Source organism: Streptomyces sp. NPDC046805 (assembly GCF_040645355.1).
GTDB lineage: Bacteria > Actinomycetota > Actinomycetes > Streptomycetales > Streptomycetaceae > Streptomyces.
On the sequence record NZ_JBEYYC010000003.1, the window covers coordinates 97,341 to 119,593 of the forward strand.

Genomic DNA, 22,253 nt, shown 5'->3' on the forward strand with positions numbered 1-22,253 from the left:
TCAGCGTGAGCGGAGCCACGGGCGCCGGTTCGGTCGGTACCTCGACCGACACCTCTGCCGGTAAGAAAGCGGAGGGCGGCGCCCGTGGCTCCGTGGCGCATACGAAGGACTCGCACTCGACGGACACTCATGTATCCGATGGATCCCACGGATCCCAGGGGGGAACTGTGACGGACAGCCGCGGCCCGCAGACGCAGCACACGGCCGGAGCCGGCCAGGTCGCTCCGGGCGCCCAGCCCCAGCCGGCGGCCCAGCCCCCGGCGGCGGAGAGCGCCGTACAGACCGCGTCGCCACTGCCCAGCGAGCGCCCCCCGCACCAGCCTGCCGGGCCCTACCACCCGCCGCAGGCCTACCCGGCGCAGGCCCCCGCCGGAGGCGTACGCCGCCCGCGTACCGGCGCGCGCACGACGCCCCGTGTCCGCAAGGCCCGGCTGCGCGTGGCCAAGGCGGACCCGTGGTCGGTGATGAAGGTCAGCTTCCTGCTCTCCATCGCGCTCGGCATCTGCACGGTCGTCGCGTCGGCCGTGCTGTGGATGGTCATGGACGCGATGGGCGTCTTCTCGACGGTCGGCGGCACGATCTCGGAGGCGACCGGCGCGACCGCGGCGACCGGCTTCGACCTCCAGGCCTTCCTGTCCCTCCCGCACGTCCTGACGTTCGCGGCGATCATCGCCGTCATCGACGTCGTCCTCGCGACGGCGCTCGCCACGCTCGGCGCGTTCATCTACAACCTCTCCGCGGGCTTCGTCGGCGGCATCGAGCTCACGCTGGCCGAGGACGAGTGAGGCTCCTCGCCGCGGCGGTTCCCCTCTCGGCCGACGGTCGCCCGGCAACCGATTTTGGGACTGCCCCGGTCGTGCGCTAATCTTCAGGAGTCAGCGCGCGGGACACACACCGCAGAGCGCGGCGGGGCTATAGCTCAGTTGGTTAGAGCGCATCCCTGATAAGGATGAGGCCACAGGTTCAAATCCTGTTAGCCCCACATGCGAAAAGGCCCCCGGTCCACCAGGACCGGGGGTCTTTGACATTCACGGCTGACATCAACCGCCGTGTCACATCAGGTGACGTGGAAGGGACACCGCTCGTCGGCTGCGAGGTACACGTCTCCCTCTCGGACGTCCGCAGGCGCCAGCCGCACGAGTGATCAGGGGGGCCATGAAAGATCTGGCAGTGTCGGTCATATCTCGGGTGTTGGGCCTGGTGTCCGTTGTTGCGGACATGCTCGGTCTTCGGGACTGGATCAAGAGCGTCAGGCGCGACAAGCGCCGGGACGCCGGTGATTGAGACGAGTGCGCCGGTGTCCCCGCCGTGCCCGTGACTACCAGCCCCCCTCCTGTTAGCCCCACCAGCACGAAGACCCCAACCAAGGCTTGGTCGGGGGGCTTTGGCGTCTGCGCGCCGGTTCGGCAGGGTGCGTGGTGGGGCAGGCACGTCGTGAAGGTGCCTCGATCCGTGCCTGTGACTGGAGGACACATGACGATCTCCGTGGACCCCGACCGGTGTTACGGCTCCGGTGACTGCGCCTACCGCGTCCCGTCCGTCTTCACCGTGGCCGACGGGTTCGGTGCCGTCGTACCGGGACGCGAGGAGGCCGACGACGACCCCGCGCTGCGGGAAGCGGTGCGTGAGGCGCTGGAGGCGTGTCCCTCCCGGGCCATCACGAGCAGAGGGGGCGACGGGGCCTGAGCGCTGGGGCGGCCCTCCTCACGGCCTGCTCAGCCGTCGGCCGGGTAACGCCACCGGGAGGCTGCCAGCGCCCTGGCCCTCGCTTCCGCGACCGCCATCCGCGCGTCCCGTTCCGCGGGGTCGACGTGTGACGCCTGCCCGGTCACCTGCCCGTCCCACTTGCGGTACAGCAGACCGACCTCGCCCGAGAACCAGCCGCGGCTGACGGCTCCCAGCGCGAGCAGCAGACCGGTGTCCTCGGACGCGGGCAGCGCCATCCAGCCGCCGAGGGCCAGCAGGAGATCGCGGCGGACGAACAGCGTCGCCGGATGGACCGGGGCGAGGAAGCCGTTCGCCTTCCAGCCGTCGAGGACTGCGCCGCGCTCGATCGGCCCGGGCTCGGGATCGCCCGGGAAGCCGGCCGTGGACCCGTCCGGCAGCAGGTCGAGGACCCGGGACGTCGCCCAGCCGATCGTGGGATCGGCCTCCAGCGCGGCCAGGTCGCGCGCCAGCGCACCCGGCAGCAGCCGGTCGTCGGCGTCCAGGACCTTCACGTACGCGCCGTCGGCCCGTGCCAGGGCGATCGTGCGGGCGACGCCGGGGCCGCCGCGACGCCCCTGCCGGAAGGAGACCCGCTCGTCGTCGGGGACGTAGGGCCGTACGTCGTCCGTCCGGCCGTCCTCCTGGATCAGCCACTGCCACTCCCAGCCGTCCGGCAGCTCCTGCTCGCACAGCGACTTGTACGCCGCCGCGAGGAACGGGGCCGACGGGCCGTGGACAGCGGTGACGATGATGATGCGCCGGCTCACGGCCGCACTCACCACCTTTCCAGGGGAGTGGTGAAGCGCAGCTCGGTGCGGTCGCCCGGCAGCGTCACGTCGGAGATGTCCACGACGCGGTCGTGGATGTCGTACGACGTCTTGCGGAGGAGGATCACCGACGTGCCGGGCGGAAGCTCCAGTCCCCGCGCCTCGTCCGGCGTCGGGGGACGCGCGGTGAACCGCTCCTCGATGCGGTCCACCTCGATGCCGACCGTGAACAGCTGGTTCAGCGTGCCGCCCGGCCACGGCTCGTTCGTCTCGTCCAGGAGCGCGGGGTTCCCGGCGATCAGGTCGCGGACCAGGTACGAGGTGATCAGGTTGAACGGAGCCGTCTCGGCCGCGTAGCGCGTGCGGTAGGTGCGCCGGAGGAGCGCCGTGCCCTCGGGGACGCCGAACGCCCCGGCCAGCTCCCCAAAGGCCTCGATCTCGCGGTACCGCGCGGAGAAGACCAGGTCCTGGGACTGGAGGCCGGTTTCGCGTTCGGTCGCTCCGGTCTCGGCCCGCGTGGTCCTCGGTTCACGGGCGCGGTTCTTCTCCCACTGGTGGCGCGCGTTGTCGCGGACCGCCTGCTTGCGGGGGACCCGTTCGTACGCGACTGGCATGGGCGCTCACCGATCCGTCTTCCAGGTCAGAGGTGATCAGGCTACGGCTCCTGGAGAGGGCTTGACGAGTCGAGAGGGCTGGGAGAAGGGGGGAGGACAAGGGGGAAGACACGTCGGCCCCCGACCGGTGCCAACCGGTCGGGGGCCGTGGTGTGTGGCGTCGTACGCAAGATCGCCGTCTGCGTAGCTACGTCGTACGCGGCATCACGTCTTTGTCTGTCACGTCATTGCGCTCGTCGTTACGTGTTACGTCGCTACGCCTGTACTGCTGAGCTGCTTGAGTGGCTTGCTCCGCTTGAGCCGCCGAGCCGTGGGGATCAGCAGTCGAGGGGGTCCGCGGGTTCCGCCGGTACGTCCGCTTCCAGGTCGTCGAGGGGGCGGTGGCGGCAGTTCGGGGATTTTCCGTGGGCCTCGGCGCGGATCCGCTGCTTCATCGTGGGGGGCAGGGACCTGGTATGGGACCAGGACCAGGGTGACATCGCCGGCGCCGTGATCGGCGTACTGCTGATGCTCTCGCTGTTGCTCTTGCTCGTGACGTCGGTCTGCGGTACCGCCGCGGCGGCGGTGGTCGTGATGAGTCCGAGCGCCGTGCACAGCGCGAGGAAGGCGGTGACGATGGCGGTCCACAGGTTCATGACCTTGTTCTTGGTCATGGCCCCTCACTTTCGGGTCGGGCGATTTGCGTACTTTCCTCATGATGTGTATGAGCGGCGCGAAGTGGTGGACCGACGCTCGTGGCGCGTTGATGTTCAGATGAACAACACACGGATGGGTGCAAGGTGGCTGTAAATATCCTGAAGAGAGATGAGAGGTGAGGAAAGCGGACCAAAGTGACCGCCTGTAGAGGTGTCCTCACCCTCCGGGCCATCCGGTGCCGTCCGGGCCTAATGCGCGTTCATAGGCGGAAGTTGACCCCAGACGCAGGTCACCGATCGATATCGGGCGGTGTGTATAGTCGGGCGCCAGAGGTCCCCTACGCCAAGGAAAGACGAGGTCGCGCGGTGAAGAAGCTTCTCCTGGTCGCACTGGCCGCTATCGGCGGGCTCCTCGTGTACCGCCAGATCCAGGCGGATCGCGCCGAGCAGGACCTGTGGACGGAGGCGACCGACTCCGTGCCCACGGGTTCGTGAATACCGACACCGAGATGTGAGCAGACCCCGACCGCCCTTGCGGTCGGGGTTTTGTGTTGCTCGGGCCGGCACCGGATTGCGCGCATTCCCCGGGTGGCGCGAGCACGGCCGAGGCAGTATGGGCCACGGTCCGGCACGGCACGGCACCGCACGGCGGCGGGGGCGGCGCATGGCGGGACAGGGCGGTGCCGCGCTCCGTCCGGCTGCTGCCGGATTACGTCGACTGCCGGACGACGGGCGATTGCCGGTGTACGGACACTGCCGGTTGCGACGACGAGGGGTGGGGCGTAATGGGGCGGCGGCGTACGGCGTGGTGGCGGGCCGGAGGACACCGGCGCCGCCGGCTGTCCGTTGCCGCTGCGCGCGCCGTCGTCGTGGGGGCGGTGCTGAGCGCCGTGGCGGCGTCACCGGGGCTGCCCGCGATGGCCGCGGGTGCGGCGGACGGGGTTCCGGGCGGCTACGCCTTCGCTGCGGACGTCCGGACCGTCGCCGGGACGGCGAGCACCGCGGACGCCGTACGGCTGGAGCCGGGCCAGACGTACCGGAGCTCCCTCACCGGGAACGCCAAGCTCTACTACCGCCTCGAACTTGACGTCTCGACGACCGCATACGTCCCCGTCACCGCCGTACCCCCGGCCGGATCCACGGTCTCCGCGACCGACGGCATCAGGGTGTCCGTGGAGGACGCCAACGGCGGCACCTGCGGCTCCTACGGCACCGCGCGTTTCGGTGCCGGACTGAGCCCCCGTCCCCTCACGGCGCTGGGGATGCGCGAGGCCGGCCGGGCGCTGTGCCGGGAGGCGGGGACGTACTACGTGCTCGTCGAACGCCTCGACGCGACCGGGTCCTCGACCGGGGCGGGTACGGAGGCTGGGGCGGCGGGCGGATCCTCGTCCGGTTCCGGCTCCGGTTCCTGGGACCTTGAGCTCGCCCCCTCCTCGGAGCCGGGCCTGGCGAAGGCAGGAGCGACGACCGCGCCCGAGGTCTGGGACTCCGCCTCACCCCAGGCCGTCACCGGCGAGCGCAGGCGCCGGGACGGCGGACCGGGGTTCGCCACGGCGCGGCCGTTGGCCGGTGGGGTGTGGCAGGCCGACGTCGAGCCGGGGCAGACCCTCTTCTACCGGGTGCCCGTCGACTGGGGCCAGCAGCTCTACGCCAGCGCCGAGCTGGGCAGTTCGGGCGGCGGAGGCTATGTCAGTGGCGCGCTCGACCTGTCGCTCTACAACCCCGTCCGCGGAGGCGTCGACGACGTGGCCCTCGGCTACACCGGCAGGCAGCAGGCCGCTTCTCTCCCGCCGCTGCCGTCTGTCGAGTACCGCAACCGGTACGGCGTCCTCGACCGGGTGCGGGCGATGCGCTTCGCCGGTGCCTACTTCCTTGTGGTGCACGTCAGCGAGCAGATGGCCGACACCTTCGGTCCGGGGCCGTTCGGTGTGACGCTGCGCGTGCGGGTCGGCGGTCCTGCGCACGCCGGCCCCGGATACGCCGGGCAGTCGAGGAGGCCGCACCTCTTCGAGGTCACGGCCGAGGACCGGTCCCGGGCGCTGACGGGGGACACCGGGGGCGGTGACAGCGCGATGAGGGCGCTCGCGGTGGGCGGCATCGGCATGGGCAGCGCGCTGCTGCTCGTCCTCGGGGCGTGGACCGTGGCGGCCCGGCGCAGGACGGGGGCTCAGATGCGGGTCAGTGCCCAGAAACCCACGGCGTAGCAGGCCAGCGCGAGGAGCAGGATCGGGATCGCCGCCTTCGCCGGGGGGCCGGGACGGCCGAGGCGTCCGGGGCGGTGTGCACGGTGCCTGGATCGGTGCGGTGAGGTTGCCATCTCGGGATGCGGAACCTGCTGGGCCTGAGCGGTGTATGAAGCAGTAGAGGCATCAACACGCTGCGGTGACACCGGTGTCAGGACGTGCGTGGGGGAGTCTGGGGACGCGGCCTGATGAGCCTGTTGGGTCTGGTGCGGTTGTGGGGTGGGGGTCTGCGGGATGGGGGCTGCCGGGGTGGGTGGCCCGGCGGCTCGGGGCGGGGGCAGGTGGAAGCTGCCGGTGTCCGACATGGTGGACGGTTGCGGGGCGCTGACCTGGCGCGGATCGGCGGATACGGCGCCGCTCCCTGCTCCCGGACCGCTCCCCGCTTCCGGCTCGCTCCCTCCCCCTGCCGCAGCCCCTGGCCGGGATGCTTCGGCTCCCGTGTCCGCATCCCCGGCTCCGTCGGTGGCGGCGGGGCCGTCCCCAGTGGTGCTCCCGTTCGACGTCGCCTTCAGCGGGCCGGAAGGGCCGAACCCCGGGGGAAGAGAGCCGAGTTGGTCGAAGATTTCGATCAGCTCGTCGTCGAGGCCCGGCTCCGGCAGGAGTTCCGTGGCCTGAGTGAGTGCCTTGCGTGCCCCCGTGGCCGTACGGAAGCGGGCCTGCGGGTCCGGCTGCAGCAGCGTGGCCACGATCTGCCAGAGCGGCTCGGGAATTCCCTTGGGGGCGCCTGGAGTTCCGTGCTCGGCGAAGTACTGGACGAGTGCCTTGACGTCGGGTTTGGCGCCCTCGAGCAGATACAGCGCGACCAGGCCGACGGCGAACAGGTCGGCGGGGAAGTCCGGCTCCGCGCCCAGGAGTTGCTCGGGCGCGAGGTAACCGGGCGTTCCCACCACGAGGTTGGTCTCCGTCAGGCGCGGCTCGCCCAGGCGCATCGCGATGCCGAAGTCCGACAGACGCAGCCGCGGGCGACCGGTGCCGGTGGCCTCCAGAAGGATGTTGGCGGGCTTGATGTCCCGGTGCACGACCCCTTCCGCGTGCACCGCGGCGAGTCCGGAGAGGAGCTGGTCGAGGAGCGTACAGACGAACGCCGGCGGCAGGGGGCCGTAGTCCCCGACCAGATGGACCAGTGAACCGCCGGAGACCAGGTCCATGGTGAACAGGACCTGGTCGTCGTCGGCGGCCCAGCTGGCCGGTGCGAGCACATGAGGGTGATCGATCCGCAGGGCCTGTTCCCGTACGAACCGCAGGAGCGAGTGGGCGTCGCGCTGCTGCAGCACCTTGGCGGCCACATAGCGGCGGCGCCGTTGGTCCCAGGCGCGCCAGACGGCGCCGACACCCCCGCGCCCGATCGGATCGGCCAGTTCGTACCGGCCGGCGAAGACCTCACCCATGGCTGTCCGTCGCTCCTCCCCCTGCGGTCTCCCCGCTCAACCCCGAAGCGCGAGCGGACTCCTGCGCAGCCCCCTCGACGGCGGGCCCGCCACCGGGGTCACCGTCGGCCCGTCCCCCGGACCCCCTCCGGCGGGACGGGCCGTGGGCTCAGCCCTGGTGGGACTGGTAGTGCGTCACCGCGTCGGCGGTCCGGCCCGCGCCGTACACCCGGAGGAACTCTGCCAGTTCCGGGTGGCTCGGGGCGAGGGAGTCGGCGGCCTCGATGATGTCGCCCGCGGCGGCCACCGACCGCAGCAGCGACTGGATCTCGCGGACGACCCGCTTGACCGTGGGCACGCCCGAACTGTTCGTCGTCTGCGTGGTGTTGCTGAGCACGGCGCCCCCCTGCGACTTCTTGATCTCATCCATGCGCTCGGTCGCCTCGGCCGCGCTGACGGTGCCGTCCGCGACCTGCGCGGACAGGTCCTGCAGCAGCTGCACCCGCTGGACCACCGCGGGATTGCCGATCTTCGCGCGCTGGCCGCTCATCAGCTGTGACAGCATCGGCGCGGACAGTCCCAGTACGGCCGCGAGACGAGCCTGGTTGAGTCCAAGATCGTCGATCAGTTTACGGAAGAGCGCCCCCAACGGCTCTCCGTACCAGTTCCGCTGCAGCTCCCGCGCTCTCGCGGTGGCTTCCTGCTGTGCGGCGTCCATTGCGTCTCCCCATCGCTTCCCCAAAACGAGGTTCGCTGTAGCGAACCACGTCGAGCATCTTACGAAGCGTGGTCGTGTACGGGGAGCCCAAGTTTTTTGCGAGATCCCGGGGGTGACCCGGTACTCTGGTCTGCGGCGCCCTCGGAAGTGAGATCGTTCCGGCGGACGCTTCTCTCACGGGGCCTTAGCTCAGTTGGTAGAGCGCTGTCTTTGCATGGCAGATGTCAGGGGTTCGACTCCCCTAGGCTCCACTGCAAAATGCCTCCTGACCTGCGGAAACGCAGTATCGGGGGGCATTTTTCATTGGTCGTCCGCCGGTCGGACGCATGCTGCCGGAACCGTTGACGAGCCCTGAGGGCGGTGGGACCATCCCCCGCGCGCAGATCGGCGAAGAAAAGTTCACGTGACGAACAGGCGCCGTCAGGGGAAGGGGCTCTCGCGATGCAGCCACAGACAACGAGCGCGGGACAGGACAGATCGGCCACCGACAAGGAGGGCCGTGGCTGGCAGCCGTACCACACGCTCTGGGCCGTGCTCCTCGGCGGCTGGTTCTTCAGCTACGCGGACCGTTCCATCACGGGCCCCATCGTCACCTGGCTGATCAACAACGACATCGGCCTGATCGGCGGCTCCAGCCATCCGCACGCGCTCGGCGGGCTCATCGGGAGCCTGTTCTTCGCGGGCTACATGCTCACCCAGTTCCCCGGCGGCCATCTCGGCGACCGGTTCGGCCACCGCACGATGGTCGTCGTGTCCCTGCTCTGGGCAGGCGTCACGACCCTGCTGACCGGCCTGATCACCGGCCTGATCGTCTTCGTGGTGCTGCGCGTGCTGACCGGCCTCGGCGAGGGTGTCTTCTACTCCAACGACCGCACGCTGATCGCCAAGCACTCGCCGCGGGGGAAGGTCAGCCTCGGCATGGGCGTCGTCATCACGGGCCTCTCCCTCGGTCTGACCGTCGCCACGATCAGTGCCCCCTACCTCCTCGACTGGGGCGTGGACACCTTCGGCAAGGAGGGCGCCTGGCGGATGCCCTTCCTGGTCCTCGGCGGTCTCACGCTGTGCTTCGGCTGCGGCATGACGCCGTACCTGCGCCGCCTCGGCGGGTCGCTGAAGGCGGGCGGCTCCACCCTGCGGCTGCTGGGGATCTCGGTGCTCTTCTGCGCCGCCATCATGGCGGTCTACCTCGTGGCCGACGGCGCGGGGATGCCGACGTGGAGTGTGGCCGTCGTCGAAACGCTGCTCGCGCTGCTGCTGGTCGCGGTCATCTTCGTCCGGCGGGGCGGCGATGCCGGGTCGATCGTCCGCAACCGGGACGTGATGCTGCTGAGCGTCGCCGGCATCACCATCCTCTGGAACCTGTGGTTCTTCAGCTTCTGGTCGGTCTCGATCGTCACCGACGCCGCCCACAGTTCGTTCGCGCAGGCCGCCATGGTCGCCGCCTTCAACGCCGGAGCGGGGATTCTCGGCTTCCCTGCCGGCGGACGGCTCTCCGACCTGGCGAAGGCGCGCGGCTGGGGCCGCAGGCCCATGCTGATCGGGTCCACCCTGATCCAGGGGGCGCTGGTGCTGCTCTTCGGCGCCTACCTGCACCTGGCGGGAAAGCCGTCGCTGGTGGTCATGTCGGTGCTGCTCTTCACCGCCAGCCTGTTCTTCAACGCCCTGCAGCCCATGGCTCACGCGCTCGTCGCCGAAGTCGTCGACGAGCACCAGAGGGGCGCCGCGTTCGGCATGTACAACCTGCTCGCCGAGATCGGCGCCGTCATCAGCCCTGCGCTCGGCGGTGCGCTCTTCGACGCGTACGGAACGTGGGTGGGCGCCATCTGCATCGACGGCGGCCTGATGATCGCCGGCGCGGTGATCTACCTGTATGTGCGAGAGCCGCAGACGGTACCGGTCACCGCGGCCTGACGCCCCTCCGGGACGGCCGTGTCAGGCCTGGCCGACGTGGGTGAAGCGTCCGAGGGTGTGCAGATCGGTCTCGATGGCCGCCGCTGTGGCGCGCAGGTGGGGGAGGACGTCGGTCACGCAGGCCTGCGGGGTGCGGTGGCTGATGTGCATGGCGACGTTGAGGGCGGCGACCATGCGGCCGGTGTGGTCGCGGACCGGTACGGCCAGGGAGCGGAGGCCTTCTTCGAGTTCCTCCTCGACCAGGGCGTAGCCGTCGTGGGCGACACGGTCGAGGAGTACCGCGAGGCGGTCGGGGTCGGTGACCGTGTGCGGGGTGAGCGGGCGCAGGGCCGCGTCGCCGATACGGGCCGCTCGCTCCGGTGCCGGGAGGCCGGCGAGGAGGACGCGGCCCATCGAGGCGGCGTATGCGGGGAAGCGGGTGCCGACGGTGATGTCGACGCTCATGATGCGCTCGGTGGCGACGCGGGCGGTGTAGCGGATGGCGTCGCCGTCGAGGACGGCGAGGGAGGCGGAGTCGTGGACGCGGCGGACCAGTTCCGCCATGTGCGGTACGGCGATGTCGGGGAGCGTCGTCCGGGAGAGCGCGGGGCAGCCGAGGGCGAGCACGCGCGGGGTGAGGCGGAAGGTCCGCTCCTGCGCGACGACGTAGCCGAGGTGTTCCAGGGTGATGAGGGCGCGGCGGGCGGTGGCGCGGGCGAGGCCGGTGGCTTGGGCGATCGCGGTGAGGCCGAGCTCCGCCCGGCCCTCGCCGAAGGCGGTGATGACGGTGAGTCCGCGGGCGAGCGACTCCACGAACTCCGCGCCGAGTTCCTGCTTGGAGGCGGCCGTCCAGTGGGCGAGCCCGTGTTCGCCGGCACCGCGGTCGGCGGCCGTCCCGATCAAGGCCGTACCAGTGACTTCCTCACCGGCGGGGGCGGTGGTGGTGGCGGTGTGTTCGGTGGCGGGCGGCTGCTCGCGCAGTGCGCGCTCCATCGCGGCCGCGCTCTCCTGTACGCGGGGAAGCAGCGTGCCGCGCAGGGAGTCGGTGCTGTGGCGGCTGGTGTGGCTGACGACGCTCAGCGCGCAGACCGTTCGCCCCTGGGCGTCGCGCACCGGTACCGCGAGGGCGACGAGTCCCGGTTCGATCAGCTGGTCGTCCACGGCCCAGCCGACCTTCGCGGCGCGTGCGGCGCGTTGCTCGAAGTCTCTTGCGGCCCGTGCAGCCCTCGCAGCCTCCGCGTCTCCTGCGGACGAGGTGCGGGCGTCCGCTCCCTGCCGCCAGGTCGCCCACTCCTCGTCCGTCCACGAGGCGGCGAACAGCGGTCCCGGCGCGCTGCGTTCGCAGGGCAGCAGGTCGCCGATCCGGAAGGCGATCGACATGGCCCGCCGCCGCGGGCTCTGGTGGACGAAGCGGATGCCGTCGGCGTCCGGCACGGCGAGCGAGACCGACTCGTCGAGTTCGTCGGCGAGTTGTGCGGCGAGCGGGCCGAGCGGGCCCGGCAGTCCGGTCGCGGCGAGACAGGCGTTGCCCAGCTCCATGAGCCGCGGTGCGAGGTGGACCTCGTGGCCGTCGAGGCGTACGTATCCCATGCGGGCGAGCGTCGCGGCGATCCGGTCGACGGTGGAGCGCGCGAGTCCGGCCGTCCGGGAGAGATGGCTGAGGGTCATCCGGCCGCCGGCGTCGCTGAGTTCGCGCAGCACGGCGATCCCGCGCATCAGAGGGCCCACGGCTTCGGTGGGGGCCTGTGGTGAGGCTGTGGCCGGCATCGGTCCTCCAGGCGTTGACATGCGTGACCGGTACACGCACACTGCGGGGGCAGCTCACGTGAACTTTAGTCCATCTGGCGAACACGGATGAACTGGTGTGGAACGGAAGCCTCATGGACAAAGTCCTGCGGTCCGCAGCCGAAGCAGTCGCCGGCATCGAGGACCACGCGTCACTCGCCGTCGGCGGCTTCGGCCTCAGCGGTGTGCCGAACGTACTGATCGAGGCCGTGTACGCGAGCGGCGCGACCGGACTGAGCGTGGTCTCCAACAACTGCGGAGTCGACGGCGGCGGCCTCGGTATCCTGCTCGCCGCGGGTCGTATCGCCCGCGCGACCGGTTCCTACATCGGGGACAACAAGGAGTTCGCCCGCCAGTATCTCGCCGGGGAGATCGAGGTCGAGCTGGTTCCACAGGGCACGCTCGCCGAGCGGCTGCGGGCCGGCGGCTGCGGCATCCCGGCCTTCTACACGCCGGCCGGCGTCGGCACACAGATCGCCGACGGCGGACTGCCGTGGCGGTACGGCCCCGAAGGATCCGTCGCCGTGCCGTCGCCGGCCAAGGAAGTGCGCACCTTCGACGGCCGCGATCACGTCCTGGAGCACGCCATCACCACCGACTTCGCCCTCGTACGGGCGGCCAGGGGCGACCGCCACGGAAACCTCGTCTTCCGACGCGCCGCCCGGAACTTCAACCCGCTCGCCGCCATGGCCGGCCGCGTGACGATCGCCGAGGTCGAGACGCTGGTCGAACCCGGAGAGCTGGATCCCGACAGGATCCATGTTCCGGGGATCTTCGTGCAGCGCGTGCTGCCGCTCACGCCCGAGCAGGCCGCCGCGAAGCGCGTCGAACGCCGCACCGTCGTCGCCCGTCCGGAGCGAGGGGCGGTACGAGCCTGATGGGCTGGACACGCGACGAGATGGCCGCCCGCGCGGCCGCCGAGCTGACCGACGGCTCCTACGTGAACCTCGGCATCGGCCTGCCGACCCTGGTGCCCGGTTTCCTCCCGCACGGCGTGGACGTCGTCCTGCACGCGGAGAACGGCGTTCTCGGCGTCGGCCCGTACCCCTGCGAGGACGACGTCGACCCCGATCTGATCAACGCGGGCAAGGAGACCGTCACCGTCCTGCCCGGCGCCGCGTTCTTCGACTCCGCCCTGTCCTTCGGCATGATCCGCGGCGGACACATCGACACCGCGATCCTGGGCGCCATGCAGGTCTCGGCAGGTGGCGACCTCGCCAACTGGTCGGTCCCGGGGCAGCTGGTCAAGGGCATGGGAGGCGCGATGGACCTCGTCCACGGCGTCCGCCGGGTCATCGTCCTGACCAGCCACACCACCAAGGACGGCGCCCCGAAGCTCGTCCGGGAGTGCACGCTGCCGCTGACCGGACGGGCGTGTGTGCACCGGGTCATCACCGATCTCGGCGTCCTCGACGTGACCCCCGCCGGATTCGCGCTCGTCGAGACGGCGCCGGGCGTGTCCCCCGACGACGTACAGGACAGGACGGGAGCCGAGCTCGTGTGACCGGCCGCCCGCGCGGAGGCGCTCCGAGTCGTCGTTCCGGCGAGACGCGCCACCAGACGAACCAGAGGAGGCAGTGACCCCGGTGATCCCCAGTCAGCAGCAGATAAGCGCGGAGATCGAGGCCGCGCACCAGGCCGCCCGCGCCGAGGGGACGTCGCCGCCCCACCATCCGCCCCGCGATTTCGCCCCGTACCGCAGCAGCGTCCTGCGGCATCCCCGGCACCCGCTCATCGCCGTCGGCGACGACCCGGAGGCGGCCGAGCTCTCCGGCCCGGTCTTCGGCGCCACCGACGTCGACGAACTCGACGCGGACCTCACCCGGCAGCACACGGGGGAGCCGATCGGCGAACGCGTCACGGTCACCGGCCGGGTGACCGACCGGCAGGGCCGTCCCGTACGCCGTCAGCTCGTCGAGATCTGGCAGGCCGGCGCCTCCGGCCGGTACGCGCACCGGCGCGACCAGCACCCCGCGCCGCTGGACCCGAACTTCACCGGTGCGGGCCGCTGCCTGACGGACGACGACGGCCGCTACGCGTTCACGACGATCAAGCCCGGGGCCTATCCCTGGCGCAACCACACGGGCGCCTGGCGTCCCGCGCACATCCACTTCTCGCTCTTCGGGACCGCGTTCACCCAGCGCCTGGTGACGCAGATGTACTTTCCGGGCGACCCGCTGCTGCCGTACGACCCGATCCTCCAGTCCGTCCCCGACCCCGCGGCGCGTGCCCGGCTCGTCGCCGTGTACGACCACGAGCTGTCGCAGCCCGAATGGGCGCTCGGCTACCGCTGGGACATCGTGCTCGACGGTCCGGCGGCCACGCTCCCGGACCCCGAGGAGGACCACTGATGCTTCCGCCGACCCCGTCCCAGACGGTGGGCCCCTTCTACGCGTACGCCCTGCCGTTCGCCGGTGGTGGGGACATCGCCCCGGCCGGGCGGCCCGACGCCGTCACCGTGCACGGGTACGTCCGTGACGGGCACGGCGATCCGGTGCCGGACGCGCTGCTGGAGTTCTGGCAGGGCGGTACGGGCCTCCCCGGTTCACTGCGCCGCGACGGGGTGCATGTCACCGGCTTCGGAAGAGTGGCGACCGACGCGGACGGGCACTGGGCGGTGCGGACGCTTCCGCCGCGGGCGGCCACGCCGTACCTGTCGGTGTGCGTGTTCGCCCGCGGGCTGACCCACCACCTCTACACGCGCGCGTACGTCGGAGATCCGCCGCCCGACGGCACGGACGCGCTGTTCGCGGCCGTGCCCGAGGAGCGCAGGCCGACGCTGATCGCCGTACCGGACGGGGAGCGGACGTACCGCTTCGACGTCCGTCTGCAGGGCGAGAAGGAGACGGTCTTCCTTGACTTCCGTGGGTGACGTCGGGCTGCTCGCGCCGGTGTGGGCGGGCACCGGGGTGGAGGCCGCCACCGACGACCGGGCGGTCCTGCGGGCCATGCTGGACGCCGAGGCCGCGCTGGCGCGGGCGCTGGATCCGGTGGCGGGCGAGACGGTCACCGCCGTGGCGAAGGCCGCCGACCGGTTCGACGCCCGGTCCCTTGCGGTGCGCGCGCGGGCCGGGGGCAACCCGGTGATCCCGCTGGTCGCCGACCTCACCGCGGCGGTGGGCGAAGTGGTCCCCGAGCACGCCGAGTTCGTGCATCGAGGAGCCACCAGCCAGGACATCGTGGACAGCGCGCTCATGCTCGTGTCCGCCCGCACGCTGGACCTGATCGCCGCCGAACTGGACCGCACCGCCGACGCCTTGGCCGCTCTCGCCGCCGCACACCGCACTACTCCCATGCCGGGCCGCACCCTCACCCAGCACGCGGTCCCCACCACCTTCGGGCTGAAGGCAGCGGGCTGGCGGGCGCTCGTCCTGGACGCGCACGAACGCGTGACGCGGACCCGGGCCTCGCTGCCCGCACAACTCGGCGGCGCGGCGGGCACGCTGGCGGCGTTCGGCGAGCGGGGACCGGCTCTCCTGGCCGCATATGCTCGCGAACTCGGTCTCACCGAGCCCGGGTTGCCCTGGCACGTCCTGCGGACGCCGATCGCGGACCTGGGGGCGGCGCTGGCCTTCTGTGCCGGAGCGCTCGGCAAGATCGCGGCGGATGTGCTGGTGCTGTCGCGCACGGAGGTGGGCGAGCTGGCCGAGGGCACCGGCGGCGGCTCGTCGGCCATGCCGCACAAGAGCAACCCCGTGCGGGCGACCCTGATCGCCTCCGCGGCCCGCCAGGTGCCGGCGCTCGCCACGGTGCTCCTCGGCGCGCTGGCCTGTGAGGACGAACGCCCCGCCGGCGCCTGGCACGCGGAGTGGCTGCCCCTGCGCGAAGCCCTGCGCCTGACGGGCGGCGCGGCGACCGCGGCGGCCGGACTGTGCGAAGGCCTCGTGGTACGTGCGGACCGGATGCGCGCGAACCTCGACGCGACGGGCGGCCTGATGCTGACCGAGCGGCTGCTGACGGAGCTGACTCCGGTGCTGGGCCGGGACGCGGCCCGGCGGCTGCTCACGGAGGCGTCGCGGCGGGCGGCGGAGGAGCACACGGACCTGTTCGACGTCCTCGCCGGCCTGACCGAGAGCGGTGAGGTGCCCTCGCTCGATCACCTCCGCGACCCGGCCCGGTACGTGGGGTGCGCCCCCGCCCTGGTGGACCGGGCGCTGTCCCGCGGCCGCGGACCCACGGCCCTCCAACGACAGGACTGACGATGACCCGACTGCTCCACCACCGCGACGAGGGGCCGAAGGACGCACCCGTGCTCCTCCTCGGGCCGTCCCTCGGTACGTCCGTACGCGTCTGGGAGCCCCAGGCCCCCGCCCTCGCCGAGAGGCACCGCGTCATCCGCTGGGACCTTCCAGGGCACGGGGGATCGGCTCCCGGCCTGCTGCCCGCCGGGGCGACCGTCGCCGACCTCGGCCGGCTCGTCCTCGACCTCGCGGACGCGCTCGGCGCCCGGACCTTCGCCTACGCCGGCATCTCCATCGGCGGCGCCGTCGGCACCTGGCTCGCCGCGCACCACCCGGAGCGGGTGGAGTCATTGGCGCTGCTCTGCTCCTCGGCCCGCTTCGGAGAGCCCGGCCCCTGGCGGGAGCGCGCCGAGCTGGCCCGCACACAGGGGCTGGGCCCGCTCGCCGAGACCGCCCCGGCCCGCTGGTTCACGTCCGGGTTCACGGAGTACGACACCCTCGTGGCCGACCAGCGCAGCGCGGACCCCGAGGCGTACGCGGCCTGCTGCGAGGTCCTCGCGGCCGTCGACCTCCGCGTCGACCTGGCCACGATCACCGCCCCCACGCTCGTGATCGCGGGCCTCGATGACGTGGCGACCCCGCCCGCCCATGCCCGCGAACTCGCCGCCGGCATCCGCGGTGCCCACCTCGTCGAACTGCCCCACGCCGCACACCTCGCGAACGTGGAACGCCCGCACGCGGTGCTGGCCGCCCTGCAGGGACACCTCGCGCAGCACCAAGAGGACCTCGCGCAGCACCAACAGGAGAAGGAGCGTTGATGCACACCACCGTCGGCATCGTCGGCGGCGGCCCCGCGGGGCTGCTTCTGGCGCGGCTGCTGCACAACGCGGGTGTCGACAGCGTCGTCCTGGAGCGCCGCGACCGCGCGTACGTCGAGCAGCGCCAGCGGGCCGGAATCCTCGAACAGGCCACCGTGGACGCCCTCCGCTCCGCCGGAGCCGGCCAGCGGATGGACCGCGAGGGCATGCCTCACCACGGCATAGAACTGCGCTTCGGGCGCCGAGCGCACCGCGTCGACTTCCCGTCCCTCTCCGGCGGACGAGGCGTGATGGTGTACGCCCAGACCGAGGTGGTCAAGGACCTCATAGCCCTCCAGCTCGCCGACGGCGGCCCGCTGCTGTTCGACGCCGAGGTGAGGTCGGTCGAGGGCGCCGACGGCGACAGCCCGGCGATCCGCTATGTGCACGAGGGCCGCGAGCAGACACTGACCTGTGCGTACGTCATCGGCTGCGACGGTTTCCACGGCGTGGTCCGGCATGCGCTTCCCGCGTCTCTGCGGACCGCGTACGAGCGGACGTACCCCTACTCCTGGCTCGGCATCCTGGCCGAAGCGCCGCCCGTGTACGAGGAGTTGATCTACGCCCACTCGGAGCGCGGCTTCGCGCTGGCCAGCATGCGCTCGGCGTCGGTGACCCGGCTCTATCTCCAGGTGCCGAACGACACCGATCCCGCGTCCTGGTCCGACGCGCGGATCTGGGACGAGCTGGACGCGCGGTTCGCGCTCGACGCCGACCCCCGGTGGAGGCTGGAGCGGGGGCCGGTCACGTCGAAGGCGGTGCTGCCGATGCGCAGTCACGTCACCGAGCCCATGAGCCACGGTCGGCTCTTCCTGGCGGGCGACGCGGCCCACATCGTGCCGCCGACCGGAGCCAAAGGGCTGAACCTGGCGGCGGCCGACGTGATCGTGCTGGCCCGGGCGCTGATCGAGTGGCGCCGGACGGGCTCGACCGAGCTGCTGGACGCGTATTCCGACACGTGTCTGCGACGGGTCTGGCGAGCGGAGCACTTCTCCCACTTCATGACGACGACGCTGCACGCTGCTCCGGCGCAGTCGCCGTTCGAGACACGGCTGCAGCTGTCGCAGCTGGAGCGGGTGGCGTCGTCACCGCATGCGGCGGCCGAACTGGCGGAGAACTACACGGGGCTGTCGCTGTGAGCACGGGAGCGGGGCGGCCCGGCCCGCGGCCGGGATGTTTCACGTGAAACACGGCTGCGAGACCCGACACGCTCAGGTGTCCTGTCCCGCAGCCGTGTGACGCCGTCGGATGTCAGCGGCGGTCGTCGTCCCGCGAGCCCCGCTTCTCGTCCTCCTTGGCCTGCATCTCGGCGTCGAGGGCGGACGTGCCGAGGGCGTCGTCCACCACGCTCAGCCGGCTCGTCTCGGTCGTTTCGTTCACTTCCGTCGCGGCGGGCGGTTCGACCAGCCAGTCGGGGTTGGCCTGCTTGTCCCACCACTTCCAAAGGGCGATGGCACCGCCGGTCAGCACGCCCAGTACGGCCAGCACCTTGACGGCACGGCCGGTCTTCGCGCGCCGTTCGTGCTTGCGGGCCAGCTTCTGGATCTCCTGGGGCGAGACCTGGCCGCGCAGCGCGGCCATCGCGGCAGAGCCCCACGCCGCGGCCTCGTCACGGGCCGGCCCCGTCGCGGCCACCGCGTGCTCGATCCTCGGCCGCGAGTAGTCGGCGGCCTGGCGCGCGGCGTGGCGAGTGCGGACGGCGGCTTCGTGTGCGGCCTGGTCGACCTTCGGTGGCACATGCGTCAGCGCATGTTCCAGGCGAGGGGCGAGACGGGCGTCGTACTGGACGCGGGCCTGTTCGGCGGCCTGAGACACCATGGGCGCAAGCCGCACGCGTGCCTCCTGCGCGTAGTGCGAGGCACGCACCTTGGCCGTGTCGGCGTAGGGCGCCACCACTTCCGCGGCGTGCAGCACGCTGTCCTTCGCCGAGTCGGTCGCGGCGCGCACGCTGTCAATGCGGGTCACGGCTTTCCTCCTCCTTGGTGGCGTACGGTATTTCGACTTTCCACCCTTTTACGGATCATGCATGTCGGCACGCGCCTCGGCATGTGAGGGCGGGCATACGGGTGCTGATGCGCTCGATCGCGAGCAAGGGCGGATGAACAACGAATTCCGGGCAACAGGAGCTTGTCGATGACAATGCCACGGATCGCGGGACCTCGCTCCCGTCGCGAGAGGACTCAACCGCTTTTCCGCAAGCGATTCGTGCAGATGTGTGCCCGCGGACGGCGGACGGGCGACGTGCAGGGGGGACCGTGCGAGGATCGGGAGGTTATCGAAGCCAACGGAAGGCAGATCGTGGCCGAGCAGCTGTACGCCACCCTGAAGACCAACCACGGCACCATCGAGGTCCGGCTGTTCCCGAACCACGCGCCGAAGACGGTCAAGAACTTCGTGGAACTCGCCCAGGGCGAGCGCGAGTGGAAGCACCCGGCGACCGGCGCGACGAGCAAGGACAAGCTCTACGACGGCACGGTCTTCCACCGGGTGATCAGCGGCTTCATGATCCAGGGCGGTGACCCGCTGGGCACCGGCATCGGCGGCCCCGGCTACGAGTTCGAGGACGAGTTCCACCCCGACCTCTCCTTCAACAAGCCCTACCTGCTCGCCATGGCCAACGCCGGCCCCGGCACCAACGGCTCGCAGTTCTTCATCACGCTCGGCCCGACGACCTGGCTGAACCGCAAGCACACCATCTTCGGCGAGGTCGTCGACCCGGCCAGCCAGAAGGTCGTCGACGCCATCGCCGCCGTGCCGACCAGCCGCCCCAACGACCGTCCGGTCAACGACGTCGTCATCGAGTCGGTCACCATCGAGAAGCGCGAGGGCTGACTCTACGGCTGCCCTGCGGATTCCCTCTTCCACCCAGAGAACACAGCCGGATCTCCCGGCGCGGACTGCCGTTTTTTCCCGGAGGGAACCAAAAGCCCCGCTCGTCCGTAAGGATGAGCGGGGCGGTGTACTTCCACGACCGACCGAGGGGACACGACCTCATGGACCAGGCCGCAAGCAGCGCGCGGGACGCCCACAGCCTGCCCGGGTGCTACCGGCACCCGGACCGCGAGACGGGCATCCGCTGCACGCGCTGCGAGCGCCCGATCTGCCCCGAGTGCATGGTCAGCGCCTCCGTGGGCTTCCAGTGCCCGGACTGCGTCCGCGGCGGTGCCTCACGCCCGGGCGGAGCCGGGAGCGGCGAGGGCTTCGGCGCGGCTCCCCCGCCGGCCGCGGCCCAGCCCCGCACGATCGCGGGCGGCACCGTGGCGGCTGACCCGCGGCGGGTCACCAAGGTGCTGATCGGCCTCAACCTGGCCCTCTTCCTGGTGCAGCTGTCCCTCGGCGACACCTTCACCGACCACTTCGCCCTGATCGGCCGGGCCTACGTCCCGCAGCTCCACGGGCTGGAGGGCGTCGCGGAGGGTCAGTACTACCGGATGCTGACCGCGATGTTCCTGCACGGCGGCTACCTCCACATCCTGTTCAACATGCTCAGCCTGTGGTGGATCGGCGGCCCCCTGGAAGCCGCCCTGGGCCGTGCCCGCTACCTCGCGCTCTACTTCATCTCGGGACTGGCCGGCGGCGCGCTCAGCTATCTGCTCGCCGCTCCCAACCAGCCCTCGTTGGGTGCCTCGGGAGCGATCTTCGGGCTCTTCGGTGCCACGGCCGTGCTGCTGCGCCGGCTCAACTACGACATGCGCCCGGTCATCGCCCTGCTGGTGATCAACCTGATCATCACCTTCGGGGTGCCCGGCATCGCCTGGCAGGCGCACATCGGCGGCCTCGTCGCGGGTGTCATCACCGGGTACGCGATGGTCCACGCCCCGCGCGAGCGACGCGCGCTGATCCAGTACGGCACCTGTGCCCTGGTGCTCGCCGTCGTCGTGGTCCTGACGGTGCTCAGGACGGCTCAGCTCAGCTGATACCGAACCGTTGTCCACAGTTCGTGGCCGATCTTGTGCACAGTGTGGGTGAACAGCTGTGCCCCCTGCCGCTCAGGTGTGTTTCCGCAGGTCGGGCAGGGGGTGAGCCGATTTCCGGATGCCGGTGTGTCAGTCGTATCGGTGTCAACGGCCGACTGGTTATCCACAGATCGTCGTTCTTTTCCCCAGGTCGTCTGTGGAAATCGGCCCAAGCTGTGGATAACTCAGCGGATACCCCTGGGCAGAGCTGCGTTCACCGGAAAGTGGCTGTTACTTCCACTGCGTGGAGACACCGAATCCGGCGGCGATGAAGCCGAAACCGACCACGATGTTCCAGTTGTCCAGTGAGTCGACAGGCAGTGAACCGTCCGTCACATAGAAGACGACGATCCAGGCCAGGCCGATGAGGAACATGGCCAGCATGACGGGCGCGACCCAGGCGCGGGTGTCCAGCTTGATGCTGGCCGCCTGCTTGGCCGGAGGCGGCGTGTAGTCGGCCTTCTTGCGGATACGTGACTTCGGCACGAGGGTCTCTCCTGTCGATGCGCTGCGTGGCCGCGCAGGTAACTGGGTCCGTCCGGAGCAGCGTACAAGGGGACGCTGAGCACTCCCCCGGGCGTCCGTTAGCGTAGTGCTTCCGCGGCGCCGAAGGAGATAAGGGTACGTTGAGCAATTCTGCCGACTCCCCCGGTTCGGGATCAATGGGTTCCACCCCTGCCCGCAGGGCCGGCCTGCCGCCGATGCGGATCCTCACGGTGGCCGTGTTCGCCCTCGCGGGGCTCATTTTCTTCACCAGCTTCAATACCGCCAAGGGCACCGATATCCGCACGGATGCCTCCTTGCTGAAGCTTTCCGATCTCATTCAGGAACGCAGCCGCAAGAACAAGGGGCTGGACGAGTCCAACGCGACACTGCGCGGCAACGTGGAGTCGCTGGCCGAGGGCGACGACAAGAGCACCAAGGCCCAGGACGAGAAGCTCACCGGGCTGGAGCAGAGCGCGGGCACCCGGAAGGTCGCCGGCCAGGCGGTCACCGTCACACTCAACGACGCCCCGCCGAACGCCACCGCCAAGCTCCCCGGCTACCCCGAACCCCAGCCCGACTACCTCGTCATCCACCAGCAGGACCTGCAGGCCGTGGTGAACGCCCTGTGGCAGGGCGGCGCCAAGGGCATCAAGGTGATGGACCAGCGGCTGATCTCCACCAGCGCGGTGCGCTGCGTGGGCAACACCCTGATCCTCCAGGGCCGCGTCTACTCACCGCCGTACAAGATCACCGCGGTCGGTGACCCCGTGAAGCTGAAGCAGGCGCTCGCGGACTCGCCCGCCATCCAGAACTACATGGTCTACGTCAACGTCTATGGCCTCGGCTGGAAGGTCACCGACGACGGCACCATGGCGCTGCCCGGCTACTCGGGCACGGTGGATCTGCACTACGCGAAGCCCGCGGAATAGCTGCCTCGGCTCGGTTTCACGTGGAACAAGCCCGGCCCCGAGGGTGCCGGCGCGTACCGGTCCGACAAAGGTCCCGACAAAGATCGACAAAGGGCCCGGCAAAACAGGGCCCGCCCCC

The 22,253-nt window shown here is 70.8% G+C and carries 22 protein-coding genes, 2 tRNA genes and 1 pseudogene; 17 read left to right on the forward strand and 8 right to left on the reverse strand.

The features are described from left to right. Positions 1-5 precede the first annotated feature (5 nt). From ABZ910_RS04935 to ABZ910_RS04945, 3 genes are all read left to right on the forward strand, one after another. Positions 6-785 (forward strand): DUF3566 domain-containing protein, encoded by a 780-nt coding sequence (locus tag ABZ910_RS04935; protein WP_361359341.1) that lies wholly within the window; start codon positions 6-8, stop codon positions 783-785. Between the two features lie 123 nt (positions 786-908). Further along, positions 909-982 (forward strand) — tRNA-Ile (locus ABZ910_RS04940). Between the two features lie 491 nt (positions 983-1,473). Continuing rightward, positions 1,474-1,686 (forward strand): ferredoxin, encoded by a 213-nt coding sequence (locus ABZ910_RS04945; RefSeq protein ID WP_361359344.1) that lies wholly within the window; start codon positions 1,474-1,476, stop codon positions 1,684-1,686. A gap of 29 nt (positions 1,687-1,715) precedes the next feature. Here the strand turns inward: ABZ910_RS04945 and ABZ910_RS04950 are convergent, their stop codons facing one another. The 3 genes and pseudogenes from ABZ910_RS04950 to ABZ910_RS04960 all read right to left on the reverse strand — a co-directional run bounded on the left by ABZ910_RS04950 (position 1,716) and on the right by ABZ910_RS04960 (position 3,741). Beyond that, the gene (locus ABZ910_RS04950; RefSeq protein ID WP_361359347.1) at positions 1,716-2,474 is read right to left on the reverse strand and encodes a glycosyltransferase family 2 protein; all 759 of its coding nucleotides are present in this window, start codon (positions 2,472-2,474) and stop codon (positions 1,716-1,718) included. Between the two features lie 8 nt (positions 2,475-2,482). Beyond that, positions 2,483-3,076, reverse strand: a pseudogene (locus tag ABZ910_RS04955) (UTRA domain-containing protein); the annotation flags it as partial. A gap of 329 nt (positions 3,077-3,405) precedes the next feature. Next, complete coding sequence (locus tag ABZ910_RS04960) at positions 3,406-3,741, reverse strand: DUF6344 domain-containing protein (protein WP_361359350.1); 336 nt, start codon at positions 3,739-3,741, stop codon at positions 3,406-3,408. 348 nt (positions 3,742-4,089) lie between these two features. Between ABZ910_RS04960 and ABZ910_RS04965 the strand changes: the two genes are divergently transcribed. Then, positions 4,090-4,218: a DLW-39 family protein gene (locus tag ABZ910_RS04965; RefSeq protein WP_003999697.1), complete on the forward strand. Its 129-nt coding sequence runs from the start codon at positions 4,090-4,092 to the stop codon at positions 4,216-4,218. Between the two features lie 290 nt (positions 4,219-4,508). Next, the gene (locus ABZ910_RS04970) at positions 4,509-5,927 is read left to right on the forward strand and encodes a hypothetical protein (protein WP_361359353.1); all 1,419 of its coding nucleotides are present in this window, start codon (positions 4,509-4,511) and stop codon (positions 5,925-5,927) included. On the opposite strand, the gene ABZ910_RS04975 is transcribed toward ABZ910_RS04970, so the two are convergent. Together ABZ910_RS04975 and ABZ910_RS04980 are read right to left on the reverse strand one after the other, a co-directional pair. Further along, a complete protein-coding gene (locus tag ABZ910_RS04975) occupies positions 5,891-7,354 on the reverse strand; it encodes a serine/threonine-protein kinase (RefSeq protein WP_361359356.1) in 1,464 nt (487 codons plus the stop codon). The genes ABZ910_RS04970 and ABZ910_RS04975 overlap by 37 nt on opposite strands. 148 nt (positions 7,355-7,502) lie before the next feature. Then, the gene (locus ABZ910_RS04980; protein WP_361359359.1) at positions 7,503-8,051 is read right to left on the reverse strand and encodes a DNA-binding protein; all 549 of its coding nucleotides are present in this window, start codon (positions 8,049-8,051) and stop codon (positions 7,503-7,505) included. A 178-nt stretch (positions 8,052-8,229) separates the two neighbouring features. On the opposite strand from ABZ910_RS04980, the gene ABZ910_RS04985 reads away from it, so the two are divergent. Together ABZ910_RS04985 and ABZ910_RS04990 are read left to right on the forward strand one after the other, a co-directional pair. Beyond that, positions 8,230-8,302 (forward strand) — tRNA-Ala (locus ABZ910_RS04985). 190 nt (positions 8,303-8,492) lie between these two features. Next, the gene (locus ABZ910_RS04990; protein WP_361359362.1) at positions 8,493-9,962 is read left to right on the forward strand and encodes an MFS transporter; all 1,470 of its coding nucleotides are present in this window, start codon (positions 8,493-8,495) and stop codon (positions 9,960-9,962) included. 21 nt (positions 9,963-9,983) lie between these two features. Here ABZ910_RS04990 and ABZ910_RS04995 read toward each other — a convergent pair whose 3' ends face one another. Continuing rightward, a complete protein-coding gene (locus ABZ910_RS04995) occupies positions 9,984-11,708 on the reverse strand; it encodes an IclR family transcriptional regulator C-terminal domain-containing protein (protein ID WP_361359365.1) in 1,725 nt (574 codons plus the stop codon). 113 nt (positions 11,709-11,821) lie between these two features. Between ABZ910_RS04995 and ABZ910_RS05000 the strand changes: the two genes are divergently transcribed. The 7 genes from ABZ910_RS05000 (at position 11,822) to ABZ910_RS05030 (ending at position 17,903) form a co-directional block, all read left to right on the forward strand. Continuing rightward, positions 11,822-12,604: a CoA transferase subunit A gene (locus ABZ910_RS05000; protein ID WP_361359368.1), complete on the forward strand. Its 783-nt coding sequence runs from the start codon at positions 11,822-11,824 to the stop codon at positions 12,602-12,604. Then, positions 12,604-13,230: a 3-oxoacid CoA-transferase subunit B gene (locus tag ABZ910_RS05005; protein ID WP_361359371.1), complete on the forward strand. Its 627-nt coding sequence runs from the start codon at positions 12,604-12,606 to the stop codon at positions 13,228-13,230. Before ABZ910_RS05000 ends, ABZ910_RS05005 begins: the two co-directional genes overlap by 1 nt. An 82-nt stretch (positions 13,231-13,312) precedes the next feature. Further along, positions 13,313-14,077, forward strand: coding sequence for a protocatechuate 3,4-dioxygenase subunit beta (pcaH, locus tag ABZ910_RS05010; RefSeq protein WP_361359945.1), 765 nt, complete (start codon positions 13,313-13,315; stop codon positions 14,075-14,077). After that, entirely contained in the window at positions 14,077-14,598 is a 522-nt protein-coding gene (gene pcaG, locus ABZ910_RS05015) for a protocatechuate 3,4-dioxygenase subunit alpha (RefSeq protein WP_361359374.1), read from the forward strand. The genes pcaH and pcaG overlap by 1 nt, the downstream gene beginning before the upstream one ends. Then, complete coding sequence (gene pcaB, locus ABZ910_RS05020) at positions 14,582-15,925, forward strand: 3-carboxy-cis,cis-muconate cycloisomerase (protein ID WP_361359377.1); 1,344 nt, start codon at positions 14,582-14,584, stop codon at positions 15,923-15,925. Before pcaG ends, pcaB begins: the two co-directional genes overlap by 17 nt. A gap of 2 nt (positions 15,926-15,927) precedes the next feature. Continuing rightward, positions 15,928-16,725, forward strand: a complete 798-nt coding sequence (gene pcaD, locus ABZ910_RS05025) for a 3-oxoadipate enol-lactonase (RefSeq protein ID WP_361359380.1) — start codon at positions 15,928-15,930, stop codon at positions 16,723-16,725. After that, a complete protein-coding gene (locus ABZ910_RS05030) occupies positions 16,725-17,903 on the forward strand; it encodes a 4-hydroxybenzoate 3-monooxygenase (RefSeq protein ID WP_361359383.1) in 1,179 nt (392 codons plus the stop codon). The genes pcaD and ABZ910_RS05030 overlap by 1 nt, the downstream gene beginning before the upstream one ends. A gap of 112 nt (positions 17,904-18,015) precedes the next feature. Here the strand turns inward: ABZ910_RS05030 and ABZ910_RS05035 are convergent, their stop codons facing one another. After that, positions 18,016-18,729: a DUF5324 family protein gene (locus tag ABZ910_RS05035; protein ID WP_361359385.1), complete on the reverse strand. Its 714-nt coding sequence runs from the start codon at positions 18,727-18,729 to the stop codon at positions 18,016-18,018. Positions 18,730-19,062: 333 nt separating this feature from the next. Between ABZ910_RS05035 and ABZ910_RS05040 the strand changes: the two genes are divergently transcribed. After that, entirely contained in the window at positions 19,063-19,596 is a 534-nt protein-coding gene (locus ABZ910_RS05040) for a peptidylprolyl isomerase (RefSeq protein ID WP_361359388.1), read from the forward strand. 161 nt (positions 19,597-19,757) lie between these two features. Further along, positions 19,758-20,681: a rhomboid family intramembrane serine protease gene (locus ABZ910_RS05045; protein ID WP_361359391.1), complete on the forward strand. Its 924-nt coding sequence runs from the start codon at positions 19,758-19,760 to the stop codon at positions 20,679-20,681. A gap of 270 nt (positions 20,682-20,951) precedes the next feature. Here the strand turns inward: ABZ910_RS05045 and crgA are convergent, their stop codons facing one another. Continuing rightward, positions 20,952-21,206, reverse strand: coding sequence for a cell division protein CrgA (crgA, locus tag ABZ910_RS05050; protein WP_361359394.1), 255 nt, complete (start codon positions 21,204-21,206; stop codon positions 20,952-20,954). 140 nt (positions 21,207-21,346) lie between these two features. On the opposite strand from crgA, the gene ABZ910_RS05055 reads away from it, so the two are divergent. Further along, positions 21,347-22,135: a DUF881 domain-containing protein gene (locus tag ABZ910_RS05055; RefSeq protein WP_361359397.1), complete on the forward strand. Its 789-nt coding sequence runs from the start codon at positions 21,347-21,349 to the stop codon at positions 22,133-22,135. Positions 22,136-22,253 lie beyond the last annotated feature (118 nt).

Bases quoted from the DNA above. Each gene is read 5' to 3' on its own strand.
- ABZ910_RS04975 (WP_361359356.1), bottom strand. From the start codon at position 7,354: ATGGGTGAGGTCTTCGCCGGCCGGTACGAACTGGCCGATCCGATCGGG.
- ABZ910_RS05030 (WP_361359383.1), top strand. From the start codon at position 16,725: ATGCACACCACCGTCGGCATCGTCGGCGGCGGCCCCGCGGGGCTGCTT.
- ABZ910_RS05000 (WP_361359368.1), top strand. From the start codon at position 11,822: ATGGACAAAGTCCTGCGGTCCGCAGCCGAAGCAGTCGCCGGCATCGAG.
- pcaD (WP_361359380.1), top strand. From the start codon at position 15,928: ATGACCCGACTGCTCCACCACCGCGACGAGGGGCCGAAGGACGCACCC.
- ABZ910_RS04990 (WP_361359362.1), top strand. From the start codon at position 8,493: ATGCAGCCACAGACAACGAGCGCGGGACAGGACAGATCGGCCACCGAC.
- ABZ910_RS05005 (WP_361359371.1), top strand. From the start codon at position 12,604: ATGGGCTGGACACGCGACGAGATGGCCGCCCGCGCGGCCGCCGAGCTG.
- ABZ910_RS04995 (WP_361359365.1), bottom strand. From the start codon at position 11,708: ATGCCGGCCACAGCCTCACCACAGGCCCCCACCGAAGCCGTGGGCCCT.
- pcaG (WP_361359374.1), top strand. From the start codon at position 14,077: ATGCTTCCGCCGACCCCGTCCCAGACGGTGGGCCCCTTCTACGCGTAC.
- ABZ910_RS04945 (WP_361359344.1), top strand. From the start codon at position 1,474: ATGACGATCTCCGTGGACCCCGACCGGTGTTACGGCTCCGGTGACTGC.
- ABZ910_RS04960 (WP_361359350.1), bottom strand. From the start codon at position 3,741: ATGACCAAGAACAAGGTCATGAACCTGTGGACCGCCATCGTCACCGCC.
- ABZ910_RS04970 (WP_361359353.1), top strand. From the start codon at position 4,509: ATGGGGCGGCGGCGTACGGCGTGGTGGCGGGCCGGAGGACACCGGCGC.
- ABZ910_RS05045 (WP_361359391.1), top strand. From the start codon at position 19,758: ATGGACCAGGCCGCAAGCAGCGCGCGGGACGCCCACAGCCTGCCCGGG.
- ABZ910_RS04980 (WP_361359359.1), bottom strand. From the start codon at position 8,051: ATGGACGCCGCACAGCAGGAAGCCACCGCGAGAGCGCGGGAGCTGCAG.